At 61.8% G+C, this 15,425-nt stretch carries 13 protein-coding genes; 5 read left to right on the forward strand and 8 right to left on the reverse strand.

Going from position 1 to position 15,425, the window contains the following annotated elements:
* Window positions 1–52 precede the first annotated feature (52 nt).
* The 4 genes from lpxC to AB1E34_RS18360 all read left to right on the forward strand — a co-directional run bounded on the left by lpxC (window position 53) and on the right by AB1E34_RS18360 (window position 5,408).
* A complete protein-coding gene (lpxC, locus tag AB1E34_RS18345) occupies window positions 53–973 on the forward strand; it encodes a UDP-3-O-acyl-N-acetylglucosamine deacetylase (protein WP_372573765.1) in 921 nt (306 codons plus the stop codon).
* A 130-nt stretch (window positions 974–1,103) separates the two neighbouring features.
* On the forward strand, window positions 1,104–1,949 hold the full coding sequence (locus AB1E34_RS18350) for an outer membrane protein assembly factor BamD (protein WP_372573766.1): 846 nt from the start codon (window positions 1,104–1,106) through the stop codon (window positions 1,947–1,949).
* A 25-nt stretch (window positions 1,950–1,974) separates the two neighbouring features.
* Window positions 1,975–3,624, forward strand: a complete 1,650-nt coding sequence (gene recN, locus AB1E34_RS18355) for a DNA repair protein RecN (RefSeq protein ID WP_372573767.1) — start codon at window positions 1,975–1,977, stop codon at window positions 3,622–3,624.
* A 101-nt stretch (window positions 3,625–3,725) separates the two neighbouring features.
* Window positions 3,726–5,408 carry a chloride channel protein gene (locus tag AB1E34_RS18360; protein ID WP_372573768.1) on the forward strand — a complete coding sequence of 561 codons (1,683 nt, stop codon included), beginning with the start codon at window positions 3,726–3,728 and terminating at the stop codon, window positions 5,406–5,408.
* 167 nt (window positions 5,409–5,575) lie between these two features.
* On the opposite strand, the gene AB1E34_RS18365 is transcribed toward AB1E34_RS18360, so the two are convergent.
* The 3 genes from AB1E34_RS18365 to AB1E34_RS18375 all read right to left on the reverse strand — a co-directional run bounded on the left by AB1E34_RS18365 (window position 5,576) and on the right by AB1E34_RS18375 (window position 9,765).
* A complete protein-coding gene (locus AB1E34_RS18365; RefSeq protein ID WP_372573769.1) occupies window positions 5,576–6,934 on the reverse strand; it encodes an MFS transporter in 1,359 nt (452 codons plus the stop codon).
* 524 nt (window positions 6,935–7,458) lie between these two features.
* Window positions 7,459–7,803, reverse strand: coding sequence for a DUF427 domain-containing protein (locus tag AB1E34_RS18370; RefSeq protein ID WP_372573770.1), 345 nt, complete (start codon window positions 7,801–7,803; stop codon window positions 7,459–7,461).
* A 171-nt stretch (window positions 7,804–7,974) separates the two neighbouring features.
* Entirely contained in the window at window positions 7,975–9,765 is a 1,791-nt protein-coding gene (locus AB1E34_RS18375; protein ID WP_372573771.1) for an aminopeptidase P family protein, read from the reverse strand.
* 108 nt (window positions 9,766–9,873) lie between these two features.
* On the opposite strand from AB1E34_RS18375, the gene AB1E34_RS18380 reads away from it, so the two are divergent.
* Window positions 9,874–10,251 carry a hypothetical protein gene (locus AB1E34_RS18380; RefSeq protein WP_372573772.1) on the forward strand — a complete coding sequence of 126 codons (378 nt, stop codon included), beginning with the start codon at window positions 9,874–9,876 and terminating at the stop codon, window positions 10,249–10,251.
* Window positions 10,252–10,288: 37 nt separating this feature from the next.
* On the opposite strand, the gene cobT is transcribed toward AB1E34_RS18380, so the two are convergent.
* The 5 genes from cobT to AB1E34_RS18405 all read right to left on the reverse strand — a co-directional run bounded on the left by cobT (window position 10,289) and on the right by AB1E34_RS18405 (window position 15,042).
* A complete protein-coding gene (gene cobT / locus AB1E34_RS18385; protein ID WP_372573773.1) occupies window positions 10,289–12,166 on the reverse strand; it encodes a cobaltochelatase subunit CobT in 1,878 nt (625 codons plus the stop codon).
* A 96-nt stretch (window positions 12,167–12,262) separates the two neighbouring features.
* On the reverse strand, window positions 12,263–12,655 hold the full coding sequence (locus AB1E34_RS18390; protein WP_372573774.1) for a hypothetical protein: 393 nt from the start codon (window positions 12,653–12,655) through the stop codon (window positions 12,263–12,265).
* A 161-nt stretch (window positions 12,656–12,816) separates the two neighbouring features.
* Entirely contained in the window at window positions 12,817–13,497 is a 681-nt protein-coding gene (locus tag AB1E34_RS18395) for an aspartate/glutamate racemase family protein (RefSeq protein WP_372573775.1), read from the reverse strand.
* A 136-nt stretch (window positions 13,498–13,633) separates the two neighbouring features.
* Entirely contained in the window at window positions 13,634–14,620 is a 987-nt protein-coding gene (cobS, locus tag AB1E34_RS18400) for a cobaltochelatase subunit CobS (RefSeq protein WP_372573776.1), read from the reverse strand.
* A 152-nt stretch (window positions 14,621–14,772) separates the two neighbouring features.
* Window positions 14,773–15,042 carry a hypothetical protein gene (locus AB1E34_RS18405; protein WP_372573777.1) on the reverse strand — a complete coding sequence of 90 codons (270 nt, stop codon included), beginning with the start codon at window positions 15,040–15,042 and terminating at the stop codon, window positions 14,773–14,775.
* Window positions 15,043–15,425: the final 383 nt, after the last annotated feature.

A 15,425-nucleotide genomic window follows, 5' to 3' on the forward strand; every position in this document is an offset into this window, starting at 1 on the left:
TGATCTGGCAACACAGCTCACTGAGGCTGGAAACCGTCCCAAGAGGTCTCTCTTGCAACATACGCTGAAAACTCCGGTCACCTTCAAAGGTGTTGGTCTGCACGGCGGCGCGCGTGTGATGATGACCCTGCGTCCGGCGGCTGCCGGTCACGGCATCTGGTTCAAGCGGACGGATATCGAATTGGGCGACGCGATGATCCCGGCCATTTATGACCGGGTCGAGCGGACGCCGCTCTGCACCAAGCTGGTCAATGACAGCGGTGTGTCGGTTTCAACGGTGGAACATATTATGGCGGCATTGGCGGGCTGTGGGGTCCACAATGCGCTGATCGAGGTTGACGGGCCCGAAGTTCCGATCATGGACGGCTCGTCGGTCGCATTCGTGCGCGGCATCATGGCAAAAGGGGTACGCCAGCAAGCCGCGCCGGTTTTGGCTTACGAGGTTATGAAACCTGTCACTGTAGAAAAAGACGGAGCCAAGGCCACATTGCTGCCCGCTGACCGGCTGGAGATCGACTTCAGCATCGACTTCGACGACGCCGCCATCGGGCAGCAAACCAAAACGCTCGACATGTGCAACGGTACCTTCGCCCGCGAGCTGTGCGACAGCCGGACGTTTTGCCGCAAGGCAGATGTGGACATGATGCGCGAGAACGGCTTGGCGCTTGGCGGCACGCTCGACAATGCGGTTGTCGTGGATGGTGACATCGTGATGACCCCCGGCGGCCTGCGCCACGAGGATGAGGCCGTGCGGCACAAGATGCTGGACGCGCTTGGCGATCTCTACATGGCTGGTGGCCCGATTCTGGGCCGCTATGTCGGCGATAAGGCGGGGCATTCCATGACCAACACGCTGCTGCGGGCGCTGTTCGAAACACCCGGCGCAGTGCGCCCGGTTCTGTGTGACGCGGAAACGACCGCCCGCCTGCCCGGTCAGGGTCTGGTCTGGACCGAGATTCCACTGGTGGCCTGACACTTTTGCCGGGCCATCAAACTTGTGACCTCCTGCGCGCTTTAAGGCGTTTTGCACCCGAAGCTTATGTGCTAGACCAAGCCCCATACGGGCTGTGCGCCCCAATGCAGGACGACAAGGAATAGTGGGAATGATTGGCAGCAGGGCAGGGGCCAAATTGATTGGCGCACTTCTTGTGGCAGTTTGTTTGACGGCCTGTGGCAATCGCAGTGGGGCGGATCGCACTCAGAATCTGGACGGATTCACGCCCGAGCAGATTTTTGAACGCGGTGAATTCGAACTTTCGCAGGAACGTGCGGAAGACGCTGCATATTACTTCTCCGAGATAGAGCGGCTCTACCCCTATTCCGACTGGGCCAAGCGAGCGCTGATCATGCAGGCCTTTGCCTTCCATTCGGGCCGCGACTATGTCGAAAGCCGCGCCGCCGCGCAGCGCTATATCGACTTCTATCCGACAGATGAGGATGCCGCTTATGCGCAGTATCTCCTGGCGCTCAGCTATTATGACCAGATCGACGAGGTCGGCCGCGACCAGGGCCTGACCTTTCAGGCGTTGCAGGCGCTGCGCACGGTGATCGAGGTTTATCCTGACAGCCAATATGCCACATCGGCGATCCTGAAATTCGATCTGGCCTTTGACCATCTTGCCGGCAAGGAGATGGAAATTGGCCGCTATTACCTGCGCAAGCAGCACTATGCCGCTGCGATCAACCGCTTCCGTGTCGTTGTCGAGGATTTCCAGACCACAACCCACACAGCCGAGGCGCTCTATCGTCTGGTCGAAGCCTATCTGTCACTGGGTCTGGTGAATGAGGCGCAAACCGCAGGCGCGATCCTTGGCTATAACTACCAGTCGACCGATTGGTATCAGGATGCCTATAAATTACTGACCTCGCGCGGGTTGGAGGCCAGGTCTCGCGGCAATAACTGGCTCAGCCAGATTTATCGCCAGTCGATCAAGGGGCAGTGGCTCTGATCATGGCTGCGTGACGGACGGATCGATGCTGCGCGCGCTTGATATCCGCGACATGCTGATCATTGACCGGCTGGACTTGCAGTTCCAGCCGGGTCTCAATGTGCTGACCGGTGAAACCGGGGCGGGCAAGTCGATCCTGCTCGACAGTCTGGGGTTCGTTCTGGGCTGGCGGGGCCGTGCCGAACTGGTCCGCCAGGGCGCCACACAGGGCGAGGTTGTAGCCGAGTTCGAACTGCCCGAGGGGCACGCCGCCCATGCGGTTCTGGCCGAGGCCGGACTGCCGGGCGGGTCCGAACTGATCCTGCGCCGCATCAACACCGCCGAGGGGCGCAAGACCGCCTGGGTCAATGACCGTCGCTGTTCGGGCGAGGTGCTCAGGGCGCTGTCGGATACGTTGATCGAACTGCATGGCCAGCATGATGACCGTGGCTTGCTGAACCCGCGCGGCCACCGGGCCATGCTTGATGCCTTTGCCGGGCTCGACGCGGCGCTCACAACCTGCCGTGCGGCCTGGCGCACCTTGTCCGAGGCCCAGCACGCGCTGGCCGAGACCCGCGCCGCGCTGGACACGATGCGGACCGAGGAAGAATTCCTGCGCCACGCCGTTGCGGAGCTGGATGATCTTGATCCGCAGCCGGGCGAGGATGCCGATCTGGATGCCCGCCGCCGCATGATGCAGGGGGCCGAGAAGATTCGCGATGATGTGGCCCGTGCGCAGGCGCTGATCGGCACAGACGGGGCCGAAACCGCGCTTGGCGATGCGCTGCGCTGGCTGGAAAGCGTCTCCGACAAGGCCGATGGTCAGCTGGAACAGCCCATCGCCGCCCTTGGCCGCGCCCTGATCGAGCTGGGCGAGGCGCAAACCGGAGTCGAAGCATGCCTTGATACGCTCGATTTCAATCCCTCCGATCTGGAGCAGGCCGAAGAACGCCTGTTCGCCATCCGCGCTTTGGCGCGCAAACATGGCGTTGCCAGCGACGAGTTGGGCACATTCGCCGACGGGCTGCGTAAAAAGCTCACCGCACTGGATGCAGGCGACGCCGATCTGCAGACTCGCGAGGAGGCGCTGAGAGCGGCGCAAACCGCCTATGACACCGCAGCAAGCACCTTGAGCGAGGCGCGCAAGGCGGCAGCGGCGCAGCTGGATGCGGCGGTGATGGCCGAGCTTGCCCCGCTCAAGATGGAACGCGCGGTCTTTGCCACCCAAGTCATGGATGGCGAACCGGGACCCGAGGGGCGCAACAGCGTGGCCTTTACCGTCGCCACCAATCTCGGCGCACCCGCCGGTCCGCTCAACAAGATCGCCTCGGGCGGGGAACTCAGCCGCTTTCTGCTGGCGCTCAAGGTCTGCCTGAGCGGGGATGGCGGCGACCGCACCATGATCTTTGACGAGATCGACCGGGGTGTCGGTGGCGCCACTGCAGATGCGGTGGGGCGCAGGCTGGCCGCGCTGGCGGGAGAGGGCCAGGTGCTGGTGGTAACCCATTCACCGCAGGTGGCTGCGCAAGGCGCGCATCACTGGCGGGTGCAGAAACAGGTTGAGGGCGGCGCGACGCTGTCCACCGTTATCCCGCTCGGCCCCGATGACAGGGTGGACGAGATCGCGCGCATGGTTGCGGGTGACACGATCACCGATGCGGCCCGCGCCGCGGCACGGGCGTTGCTGGAGGCCTGATCGCGCAACACTGGCGCATTAATCCCGGCCCGCACGGCAATCACGCTTTTCTGTTTGATCCGCGCTGCTTACCATGAGCCAAGCGAAATTTCTGATCCCCAATGGCCCAATCCACCCGCACCCTGATCCTTGAACAGCTAAAATCGGCCAGGACGGCAATCGCCGGTGGCTGGGAGGTGCTGCGTCAACGCGGGCCAAGCCAGGTGCAGTTCTGGTTCATCGCCCTGCTGATCGGCATTGCCGCAGGCTTCGCGGCTTTGGGCTTTCGCATGGCGATCACCGAGCTGCAATCCTTCATCTACGGCGCGGATGACAGGCTGCGCCTGCACAGCTTTGCAGCGGGCCTGCCATGGTACATGTTGCTGCTGATTCCGACACTTGGCGGTCTGCTGGTGGGGCTGATCTTTTACTGGTTCACCGATGATGGCCGCGTCCGCTCGGTCGCGGATGTGATCGAGGGGGCCGCCCTGAATGACGGGCGGGTTGAGACGCGGGCAGGGATTGCCTCGATGTTCGCCTCGCTTATCACGCTCAGCTCTGGTGGCTCCAGCGGGCGGGAAGGGCCGGTTGTCCATATGGCGGGCGTCATCTCGACCTGGGTCAGCAACCGGATGGATGCCGATGGCATCACCGGGCGCGATCTGCTGGGCTGTGCCGTGGCCGCTGCGGTTTCGGCCAGTTTCAACGCGCCCATCGCGGGCGCGCTGTTTGCATTGGAGGTGGTGCTGCGGCATTTCGCGGTGCATGCCTTTGCCCCCATCGTCATCGCCTCGATCGCGGGCACGGTGATCAATCGGCTGGCCTATGGCGATGTGACCGAGTTCCTGCTGAAAACCCCCGGTTCGCTGCAATTCTATGTCGAGCTGCCCGCCTTTCTGATCCTTGGTCTTGTCTGTGGCATGGTCGCGCTACTGGTCATGCGCTCGATCTTTCTGGCAGAAGATGTGGGCAGCCATATCCAGGCGAGGCTGCATCTGCCGCCCTGGCTGCGGCCGGCTGTCTCAGGCGCAATGCTGGGTGGGATCGCGATCTGGTTTCCGCATATCATCGGTGTCGGATATGAGACCACCTTGCGCGCACTCAGCGGCGATCTGGTGCTGAGTACAGCGGTGATCTTCGTGATCGTCAAGACGGCGGCGCTGGCCATCACCATGGGCGGGCGCATGGGCGGCGGGGTGTTCTCGCCCGCTCTGATGATCGGGGCGCTGACCGGGCTGGCCTTCGGCTTGATCGCCACCGGGCTGCTGCCCAGCGTGTCGGGTACGCATACGCTTTATGCCTTTGCCGGGATGGGCGCGGTGGCCGCAGCGGTGCTGGGCGCGCCGATCTCGACCACGCTCATCGTGTTCGAGCTGACCGGCGATTGGCAGATCGGTCTGGCGGTTATGGCCTCGGTCTCGACCTCGACCGCGCTGGCCTCGCGGCTGGTGGACCGGTCCTTCTTCCTGACACAGCTGGAGCGGCGCGATATTCACCTTGCTGCCGGGCCGCAGGCCTATCTGCTTGCGATGATGCGGGCAGGGGCCGTCATGCGCCCGCTGGGTGATCCCAACGGGCCTTCGCCTGAGGATTGCCAGTCCCTGCTAGACAAGGGACTGTGCATCCACGCCCGCTCGACCCTGGAAGCGGCGATGCCGATCTTCGAGCGCGACGATCTGGCCTGGATACCGGTCGTCACCACCGAGGACGAGGCGGAAACCCCGGTCGGCGCGCTTTATCATATCGATGCGCTCAAGGCCTATAACCGCGCCCTGGCAGCCACCGCCGCCGAGGAGCATTCCTGATGCGCAGAGCACCGAAGACCTGCCCTCTGGCCTGCATCGATTGAGCCATGAGGCGAGAGAGCCCGCTCCGTCGCATGGAACGCAGCAAGGTCCGAGTTGAAACTCATCCGCAACCCACCGGCGAAGCCGCCTCGAGTCAAGCCAGCTTGCAGTTCAGCTCTACATTCTTACCCATTCATCCTTCGCAAGGTGCGGCGATCAATCGCTGCACGCAGACGTGTTTGACGTTCCCGCGTGAGCGGCCAGGACAACATGATGGGACAGACCAGAATGAAGGCGATGCCGGGCAGGAACCCGAATACCCACAAGAGCGCACTTGGATTAAAGACTTCACCGTCCACGACCTGATAGCCCAGCAACGCGGGCAAATTCGTCGCAACCAGAACACCGCCTGCGATGGCGCCTTTGATAACCATGCCCCACAAAGCAAAATAGATGCCGGTTTTTGTCTCGCCTGTGCGCGCGGTGTCGATGTCGATCACATCAGCTGCAATCCCGTTAAAGAAGACAACGAAAGAGCCGACGCATACTGCTTTGACAAGGGACAGCGCACAAAAGACGATCAGCGAGCTGCTTGCGACAAATGGGATCAACAGGCTGACCACGCCACCAACAAGCGCTGCAATCGCAATGGCCTGATGCTTGGAATAGCGCTTGGAAAACAACAGCCAGCTAGGCGTCGCAAGCACCATCACGATCAGCTCGGCCAGCATGAGTACCGGGAATATGTCTTTGTCGTCATAGACCTGCTCAAGAATGAGCGCCTTGAGCGCGGATGATCCAAACTCGGCTGCCAGGACAAGAAACGAGGCCATGATCAACAGCCTAAACGCCCCATTCTTGAAGATGTGCTTGGCCGTTTTCGACCAGGAAGAAACCCGCGCTTCTTCCTCCTGAATCTCTGGTTCACGCAAAATCGAGAAGGTGATGGCAAACAGTATCGGTGTCGAGACGACAGCGATTAACGCCAGCGCATACATCTGATCGCCCAACTCACCGCTGCCTTGCAGTGCTATGTAGACGGCGGCGCAAAGCCCGATTGCCGTTCCCGCAAGTCCAAGCGCTTCTCGCCAACCCGCAAGTTCGGCCCTCTCGTCGTAGCGTGGCGAAAGCTCGGCCCCGAAGGCTTTGAAGGGCAGGTCAACAAGCGTAAAACTGAAATACAGCAATGCTGACCAGACAAAGACGTACCAGATACCGACCTGCTCGGCAGGTACGAACAACATCCATACGGAAATGCACAACAAGGGCAGACCAATCAGCGAGACGGGCTTGCGGCGGCCGATTGGCGTTCTCAGCCGATCCGATGCCCAACCCACAGCCGGGTCCGTGAACACGTCCGTTATCCGCGTCAATGCGAGTATCAGCCCGATTGCTCCGATATCCAGGCCGCGTTCAGATGCGTAAAAAGCAGGCACAAACGCCACGACCGGCAATGAGGCGATGGAATAGCCAAGATAGGGGAGCCCATAGACGGCACGTTGCCAACGCTTAAGCGCCGGTTCTGGTGTGTTTGTGTCGTTCATAAAATGCTTCTTTTGTTCGCTCTAGCAACCAATGATCAGAAATGTGTTTCATGTTGCCCGCCATCAAACAACCCAAAAAAGAGAAACGTCGCGGCACAAGAACCCTAATATCTAAGCGTCGTTAAGCGGGTGAATGCGTCCAGTGGCAAGTATCATCGTGAATCCTGATGGGGTTACGTGATGTTGCTTTGTCCTACTTACGCTACCGATTTCTATCTATCCAATAGCACATGATCGGCTGGTCCGGCTGCGGCGGCCAGGCGTTTCGGGCGGGTGATGTGCCTTCTCTCGTCGTCCAAGTTACAGAATCACACCCGTTTTGGCGCATCGGGCGCAGGCCTAAGCATTTGATTTCGCAACCGGCGAGCGATCGCCTACATCATTGCTTTGCCCATGCTTCAAGCAAGGGCAGCCGCGCTTGTGAGAGGTTGGGATCGACTTCGACTTTGCCTTGTGGGGTGTTAGGGGCGTAGCGCCTCGTCAGGCGTTCTTCCATGTGGCAGGAAACACCAGATCATCAGCCCTCAGATCTGTTCGATCTTGACGGAATCGCTCAGCACAAAGGCAAGATGCTCGCGGATTTCAGCGACCGCGTCGATCGGGTTCTCATAGCTCCAGACCGCGTTTTCGGTCACGGAAGAGCGGTTCACGATCGAAAAATAGGTGGCATCGCCCTTGCCCGGGCAATGGGTCTGCTTGTCGGAAGGGTCAAGAAAGGCCATCGCGATGTCCTCGCGCGGGAAATAGATCACCGGCGCCAGGTCGCCTTCGCTCAACTCCAGCGCATTCACCGATTCACCCAGGATTGCCCCGCCCGAGCGGACGGTCCACCTGCCGGGTGCCTTGCGGATCGTGATCGGTCCAGCCATGTTCTCTTCCTTCTATCGCGTCTTGTGTTTCAGTTTGTGCAGGATTCCAACATCCCCTTGCGGGGCCGTTTTCGTCTGACATAGCGTGTTGGCGTGACACGCTGCATCTGGTCGCACGCAGCATGTGCCCCTGCAGCGCGCAGATGACACCTGAAATGTGACAGGCAGATGTCAGAGCGGGCGGGTTGCCGCATCCAACCACATGCGGGCGGCGCTGCCTAGTCTTGGGCCAATCTTTGTCGCCACGTCGCTGTGATAAGCGTTGAGCCAGGCGATTTCTTCAGCGGTCATCATCGCGGGCAGGATCAACCGCCGGTCGATGGGCACGTATGTCAGCGTGCGCCAGCACAGCATCGCGCGTTCCGCGTCGCAGCCGGGCAGGGGGGCGGCCTCTTCGACCACCACCAAATTCTCGATGCGGATGCCGAAGGCGCTTTCGCGGTAGTAGCCCGGTTCATTGGACAGGATCATGCCCGGCTCGAACGGCACATGGCTGGTGCGCGCCAGTCGTTGCGGCCCTTCATGCACACTCAGATAGGCGCCCACACCATGGCCGACCCCGTGGTTGAAATCCTGCCCCGCCGCCCAGAGCGGCTGGCGCGCGATGCATTCGATGTCCCGCCCGGCCAGACCCACCGGCCAGCGCAGCATCGACATCGCGATCATGCCGCGCAGCACGCGGGTGAAACAGGCCTTTTCCTCGTCTCCGACGTCGCCAATGGCAATCGTGCGGGTGATGTCGGTGGTGCCGTCCAGATATTGCCCGCCGCTGTCCAGCACCAGAAGATGGCCGTTGTCCAGCCGACTGTCGGTCTCTTCCGTCACCCGGTAATGCATGATCGCGCCGTTGGGGCCGGTGCCTGCGATGGTGTCAAAGCTTATATCGCGCAGCGCGTTATCCTTGCGCCGTTCCGCCTCAAGCCGGGTCACTACCTGCGTTTCGGTGACCGTTCCGGGGTCTTGATCGTCGAGCCAAGCGAGCAATTCCACCACCGCCGCCCCATCGCGCAGATGCGCCTCGGCGCTGCCCTTGATCTCGGCGGCATTCTTGCGCGCCTTGGGCAGGGCACAGGGATCGCCGCCATCGGTCAGATTGTCGCCCAGCCGGTCCGCCACAATCTGCGGCACGGTGCTCATGTCAACGCTGACGGCGCCCTCCAGGGCGGCCACCGCGTCCAGAAACCCCTCGGGCTCATGCTGGGTGACGTGGCCCCCCAGATGGTCCCGCACGTCGTCCAGCTTGGCAGCCGCCATGAACAGATCAACCCGCGCATCGTCATGCAGGATTGCAAAGCCATGCGCCACCGGGTTGCGCGGGATGTCCGAGCCGCGAATGTTCAGCAGCCACATGATCGAGTCGGGCAGGGTGATCACCGCCGCTTTGTGCCCCTTGTCGCGCAGGCCCTCAGCCAGCCGCGCGCATTTGCTGTCCGCACTTTCGCCCGCAAATTCCAGCGCGTGCGGCTTGACCGGCTGCATCGGCGGCGCGGGCTGATCCGGCCAGACCCGGTCCACCAGATTGTCGCTGCGCACCAGTTCGACCCCCGATCCCTCCAGATCCTTCTGCGCCCGCTTGATCTGCCCGGCGGCATGCAGCCAGGGATCGAAGCCGACCTTGCCGCCATTGGGCAGATGCTCTTTCAACCAATCGGCCAGACCCACATCCGGCCAGGGCACCGGGGTGAAATCCTCCGCCACCTGCGCCTTGACTTGGGTGCGATAGCGCCCGTCGACAAAGACCCCTGCGATGTGCGCAAGGACAACGCAAAACCCCGCCGAGCCGGTGAAACCCGTCAACCAGGCCAGCCGGTCGTCGCGCGGGGCGACATATTCGCCCTGATGGGCATCAGCGCGCGGGATCAGGAACCCGTCCAGCCCGGCGCCGCCCAATTCACCACGCAGAGCTGTCAGACGCGGCGGGCCTTGTTCTGGCCGGGCGGTGACTTCGAAATTCTGGAACATCTGCGCCTCGCTCTTGTGACTGTGGCCCGAAGGTGAGCGTCGCGGCCAAAAATGTCCAGCCCGCCCGGCGCATCTTGGCAAGCTCTGGCTGTCCGGTATCATGGCACCATGAGGATATGTATTTTGCTTGCGGTCCCGCTGTTGGCGACACCGCTTCTCGCTCAGGAAGAACCTGGAGAATTGCCGCTGGATCAGCGCGCGCAGCTTCTGTCCGCCGAGGCCGTATTGAAGGACATGCAGGACCCCAATCGCCCGGGCGAGGCCGAAATCTCGCCGCTCTACCCCGTCAAGGGCGGCTACAAGATGTGCGCGACCACGGATGCATATAACTCGTCAGGCACCTATATCGGCCGCGACTATTGGGAGGTCACGCTGGACGCAGACGGGCAAGAGGTCGTCAGCACCCGAGACGTCACCGGCCTTAACTCGCCATGCTATGGGGCCGAATACAAGCCGTTCGAACAACTGATCGAAGGCGCCAAGTAACAAGCGTCGCGCAACAAGGCCGCCCGAACGGGCCCGATCAGCTCGCCCGTTTGATCCCCATCACCCGCGCGCGGGCGCGCGGGTCGCTGTCGAACAGGGCTGCGAGCTGTTCGGTCATCGCACCGGCGAGTTGCTCCACATCGGTGATTGTCACTGCGCGGTCATAATAGCGTGTCACGTCATGGCCGATGCCGATCGCCAGCAACTCCACCTGTTTGCGTTTCTCGACCATTGCGATCACGTCGCGCAGGTGTTTCTCAAGATAATTTGCCGGATTCACGCTGAGGGTGGAATCGTCCACCGGCGCGCCGTCCGAGATCACCATCAGGATCTTGCGGGCCTCGTGGCGCGCCACCATCCGCCGATGCGCCCATTCCAGCGCTTCGCCGTCGATGTTTTCCTTCAGCAGCCCCTCTTTCATCATCAGCCCAAGATTGGGCCGCGTCCGCCGCCAGGGCGCATCCGCTGACTTGTAGATGATGTGACGCAGGTCGTTCAGCCGCCCGGGCTGTTGCGGGCGGCCATCATTCAGCCACGCCTCGCGCGCTTGCCCGCCCTTCCATGCCCGCGTGGTAAAGCCGAGGATTTCCACCTTCACATTGCAGCGTTCCAGCGTGCGGGCCAGAACATCGGCGCAGATCGCCGCAATGGAAATCGGGCGACCCCGCATCGAGCCGGAATTGTCCAGCAGCAGGGTCACAACCGTGTCGCGGAATTCGGTATCCTTCTCGACCTTGAAGCTCAGCGGCGTGGTCGGGTTGGCGACAACCCGCGCCAGACGGCCCGCATCCAGAATGCCCTCTTCGCGGTCGAACTCCCAGCTGCGGTTCTGTTGTGCCTGCAAGCGACGCTGCAGCTTGTTGGCCAGACGCGAGACCGCGCCCTTCAGCGGCTCAAGCTGCTGGTCCAGATAAGCACGCAGCCGTTCCAGTTCGACCGGTTCGGCCAGATCTTCGGCGGCGATCTCTTCGTCGTGATCGGGCAGGTAGACCTTGTAGTCGGGGTCCGCCTCAGACACCGGGGGCGGGGCGGGTGGCTCCAGCGGAGCCTCTCCCTCCGGCATTTCGGTATCTTCGCCCATCTCGTCCTCGGCCATCTCATCCATCGAGACCTGGGCCTGAGACTGATCCTGCTGTTCTTCCTGCGTCTGTTCGGGGTTGGCGTCGGCGTCCTGTTCGTCCTGATCATCCTGACCGGTGCTGTCAGGGTCGGGCTGTTCGTCGGCGTCGTCCTCGGCCTGATCCTCCTGATCGTCATCCAGATCGTCGGGGTCATCGCCCAACTGGTCGCCATAACCCAGATCCTCGATCACCTGCCGGGCGAATTTTGCAAAAGCCGCCTGATCGGACAGCATGTCCTGCAGGTTCTCAAGCGTGCCACCGGCCTGTTCCTCGATGAAGCCGCGCCACAGGTTCATGACATTCTCGGCCGCCTGCGGCAGGTCACGCCCGGTGGCCAGATGCCGGATCAGATAGCCCGCCGCCACCGGCAGGGGCGCCTCGGAGGGCTGTCTGCACTGATCGTAACCGCGCCGGATCGCTTCATGAGTGATCTTGACGTCGATATTGCTGGCTGTACCCGGCATATCGCGCGCGCCCATCGCCTCGCAGCGTGCGGTTTCCATCGCCTCATAAAGGTCGCGCGCCATGTCGCCCGGCGGGGCGTAGCGGTTATGGGTCGCCTCGTCGTGATATTTGCGTTGCAGCGCCAGCGCATCCGCCGTGCCGCGCGCCAGCAGAACCTCTTCCCGCGTCATCCGGCGGCTGACCTGTGGCAGGCGCATGGAATCGCCGGTCACGCCCGAGGGATCGACCGAGTAGCTGACGCTCAGCTCGGGATCGTCGGCCATCACCTTGGTGGCCTCGGCCAGGGCCTTCTTGAACGGATCGGCGGGGTTGTCGTTGGGTTTGCTCATGGCGGTGCGGCCCGAATTGGTTTCAGGCCCGCAACCTAGAGCCAAGCGCGCGCAATGACCAGTGGGTGCCGTGCCGTTCCAGGCAAAATCGACCGCTCAGAGCAGCACCGCGCGACAGCTGGAAATCCGCTGCCACATCGCCTCGCGGGCCAGTTTGGCGCGGCGCGGGTCAAAACTGTGATCGACATCTGCCAGCAGCGCCGCGATCTCGACCCAGCCCTGGCTGCGCCAGTGTCGCGGCTGGGTTTCTGGCACCCCCTCGGACAGCGCCATCGGCAGCACGGCGTCCAGCAAGGTCTGGAATTCGTCCCTGAGCCGCGCGCTGTCCTGCGCTCCGGCCTCACTCAGGGTTTGCTGTCGCATCGCCAAGGCGTCCAGCCGCCCCGAACAGGTCGCAAAAAGCTCGGCTCTTTCATAGGCGCGGACTGGCAGCGATGATGCTGACGCAGATGAAAACAGCATCGCCACGGCGCCCAATATGGGGATCACTCTTGCTGTCATGCGACAAGTCTATGCCAGCACAGCTTTCAATCAACCTAATCCCCATATTGGATGTGCGGGGACGTCAGGATGCGAGCAAAATCGCGCATATGCGCGCGTTCACGCCGCGCATTTATGCGAAAAGCGAGGAAACCAGCGGTCACATCCACTCAGAGCGCCCGCTCTCCGGCGGCCAGACCGGCCAGCACATCCACATGCACGTCCAGCGCATCGATCACCGGATAGCCCAGCGCCTGCTCGTCAAAGGCGAGGTTCAGGTCGGTCCCGGCCAACACCACGGCATCGGCACCACGATCCTCGATCAGTCGTCGCCCAGCGTCGAGAAACAGCGCGCGTTGCGCTTGCGTGCACCTGCCTGCAACCGCCATATCCAGGTAGCTTTGCCCCAGCAGATCGACCTCATCTTCGAGGGCCACCGCGCGGGTCCGGGCCAACTGCCCGTAGAGCTTGGTTCTCATCACCACCCGCGTCCCCAAAAGCCCCACTGTACCCAGCCCCTGCGACGCGAAATAGTCATCGAGCGGCTCCACCGCCGAGATCAGCGGCAGCGAAGACAGTGCTTTTGTCTCGGCAAAACAGAAATGCCCACCCAACGAGGTGATCGCGGCACACTCCGCACCCGCCGCCCTCAACCGGTCGATCAAAGGCGCAAAGACCCGTGCCTGTTCCTCGCGCCGGTCGTTGGTGTTGTTGGCAATCAGCGTGCTGGTTTCTGCCTGCACGATGGTCAGGTCAAGCGGCTTGCCTCGCGCCGCCATCGCTGCGGCCAGTTTCTGGTAATAGGCCACCGTGGCCGCGACGCCGATTCCACCGATCAAACCAATATGCACAATCGCCTCCCTGCATCATTTTGCAAAAGACGCACGGGCTGGCGTGGCAAGTCAAATCAGGTCTTGTGATGCGCGCCATTCCCGAAGGCGATCGACTCTCGGCCGCGCCCTTGGGAGCCTCTCGGCGTCGACGTTCTTACCCCAAGCTCGCGCTTGCGGCACTTTCAGGCAGTTCCTCGTCAAAGCAACGCTGGTAGAATTCGGCGACGGTCTGGCGCTCCAGCTCGTCGCATTTGTTCAGGAAGGACAGGCGGAACGCATAGCCTACATCGCGGAAAATCTCGGCATTCTGCGCCCAGTTGATCACCGTCCGTGGGCTCATCACCGTGGACAGGTCGCCATTCATGAAGGCGGTCCGGGTCAGGTCGGCCACGGTCACCATCTGGCTGACGATCTTGCGGCCCTTCTCGGTGTTGTAATGCGGGGCTTTCGACAGAACGATCATCGTTTCGGCGTCATGGCTGAGATAGTTCAGAGTCGCCACCAGCGACCAGCGGTCCATCTGTGCCTGGTTGATCTGTTGGGTGCCGTGATAAAGCCCCGTCGTGTCGCCCAGACCCACCGTGTTGGCGGTGGCGAACAGGCGGAAATTGGGGTGCGGCGTGATGATCTCGTTCTGGTCCAGCAGGGTCAGCTTGCCGTCATGCTCCAGCACCCGCTGGATCACGAACATCACATCGGCGCGCCCCGCGTCATATTCGTCGAAGACGATGGCGACGGGATTGCGCAGTGCCCAGGGCAGGATGCCTTCGTGAAACTCGGTCACCTGTTTGCCGTCGCGCAGCTTGATCGCGTCCTTGCCGATCAGGTCGATCCGGCTGATATGGCTGTCGAGGTTCACGCGCACGGCAGGCCAGTTCAGACGCGCGGCGACCTGTTCGATATGGGTCGATTTGCCGGTGCCGTGATAGCCTTGGATCATCACCCGGCGGTTATGGGCAAAGCCTGCGAGGATCGCCAGCGTGGTGTCGGGGTCGAATTTGTAGGTCGGGTCTATCACCGGCACCCGATCGCTGCGCTCGGCAAAGCCCTTGACGATCATCGGCGTGTCGATGCCGAACACCTCACGGACCGAGATTTCCTCGGTCGGTCTTGCGTTGATGTCGATTGCGCCGTCAGCCATGCCCGTGGTCCTTATCCTCTGCCCCGCTCCGGGGTCCGAACCCGCCTGTCGTGCAACATAATGCGGGCAAGGGCAAGGGGCCGTGGCGGTCAATTTCCGCCGCTGCCGGATTCAACCGGCGCGATTGGCTGAAACGCCCCCCTCCGCAAAGGTCAGGGCGCGCGCGGTGTCTCCTGTGGTTGCAGGCGGCCCTGCAGAAAGGCCTCCATCCTGTGCAGGGCGGACAGCACCGCATCAAAGGAATATCCGAACAGGAAACAGGCCAGGAAGATCAGCGTCGGGTTGCTCTGCTCATTGATCGAAAACACATTGGCCGGGATGAACAGCATCGACAAGGTCATCGCCGCAAAGGCACCGAACAGGATACGCAGGAAGGCGCGCGCAGGTGCTAATTCGGACAGGGCAGGGGTCAGAACACGCACCAGACAGAACAAAGCGGCTCCAAGTGCGCCGTATATTACTGGTAGAAAGAAACGATTGGCCAATGGGATTTTTGCCTTCAAACTTTCAGCAGTTCCTGTCAGTGCGACTCGAGTTATCGCAGGACCTGAGGGATTCGAAGCGATATTGCGCCCGGTCATCATAGATATTTCCCGCACGGCCTCTAAAAAGGCATCGTGCCGTGCGAAAGCGATGTCGAGTTGGCGTGCATTTTCGGGTTTGACCTGAGCCCCAAGTTTCCTCCATCTGTCTGAGAGTCCTTGGGGTTTGGTTGATGTCCTTACGCGGCCAGTTTGTCCATGTTTGTTTTCTCAGCAAATTCTCTCGGCGTCAGATTTCCGAGCGCCGAATGTGGTCTGTTGGT

Source organism: Ruegeria jejuensis (genome assembly GCF_041537905.1).
In the GTDB taxonomy this organism is placed as follows: Bacteria; Pseudomonadota; Alphaproteobacteria; order Rhodobacterales; family Rhodobacteraceae; genus Ruegeria_C.

Bases quoted from the DNA above. Each gene is read 5' to 3' on its own strand.
- AB1E34_RS18350 (WP_372573766.1), top strand. From the start codon at position 1,104: ATGATTGGCAGCAGGGCAGGGGCCAAATTGATTGGCGCACTTCTTGTG.
- recN (WP_372573767.1), top strand. From the start codon at position 1,975: ATGCTGCGCGCGCTTGATATCCGCGACATGCTGATCATTGACCGGCTG.
- AB1E34_RS18360 (WP_372573768.1), top strand. From the start codon at position 3,726: ATGGCCCAATCCACCCGCACCCTGATCCTTGAACAGCTAAAATCGGCC.
- AB1E34_RS18365 (WP_372573769.1), bottom strand. From the start codon at position 6,934: ATGAACGACACAAACACACCAGAACCGGCGCTTAAGCGTTGGCAACGT.
- AB1E34_RS18370 (WP_372573770.1), bottom strand. From the start codon at position 7,803: ATGGCTGGACCGATCACGATCCGCAAGGCACCCGGCAGGTGGACCGTC.
- AB1E34_RS18375 (WP_372573771.1), bottom strand. From the start codon at position 9,765: ATGTTCCAGAATTTCGAAGTCACCGCCCGGCCAGAACAAGGCCCGCCG.
- AB1E34_RS18380 (WP_372573772.1), top strand. From the start codon at position 9,874: ATGAGGATATGTATTTTGCTTGCGGTCCCGCTGTTGGCGACACCGCTT.
- cobT (WP_372573773.1), bottom strand. From the start codon at position 12,166: ATGAGCAAACCCAACGACAACCCCGCCGATCCGTTCAAGAAGGCCCTG.
- cobS (WP_372573776.1), bottom strand. From the start codon at position 14,620: ATGGCTGACGGCGCAATCGACATCAACGCAAGACCGACCGAGGAAATC.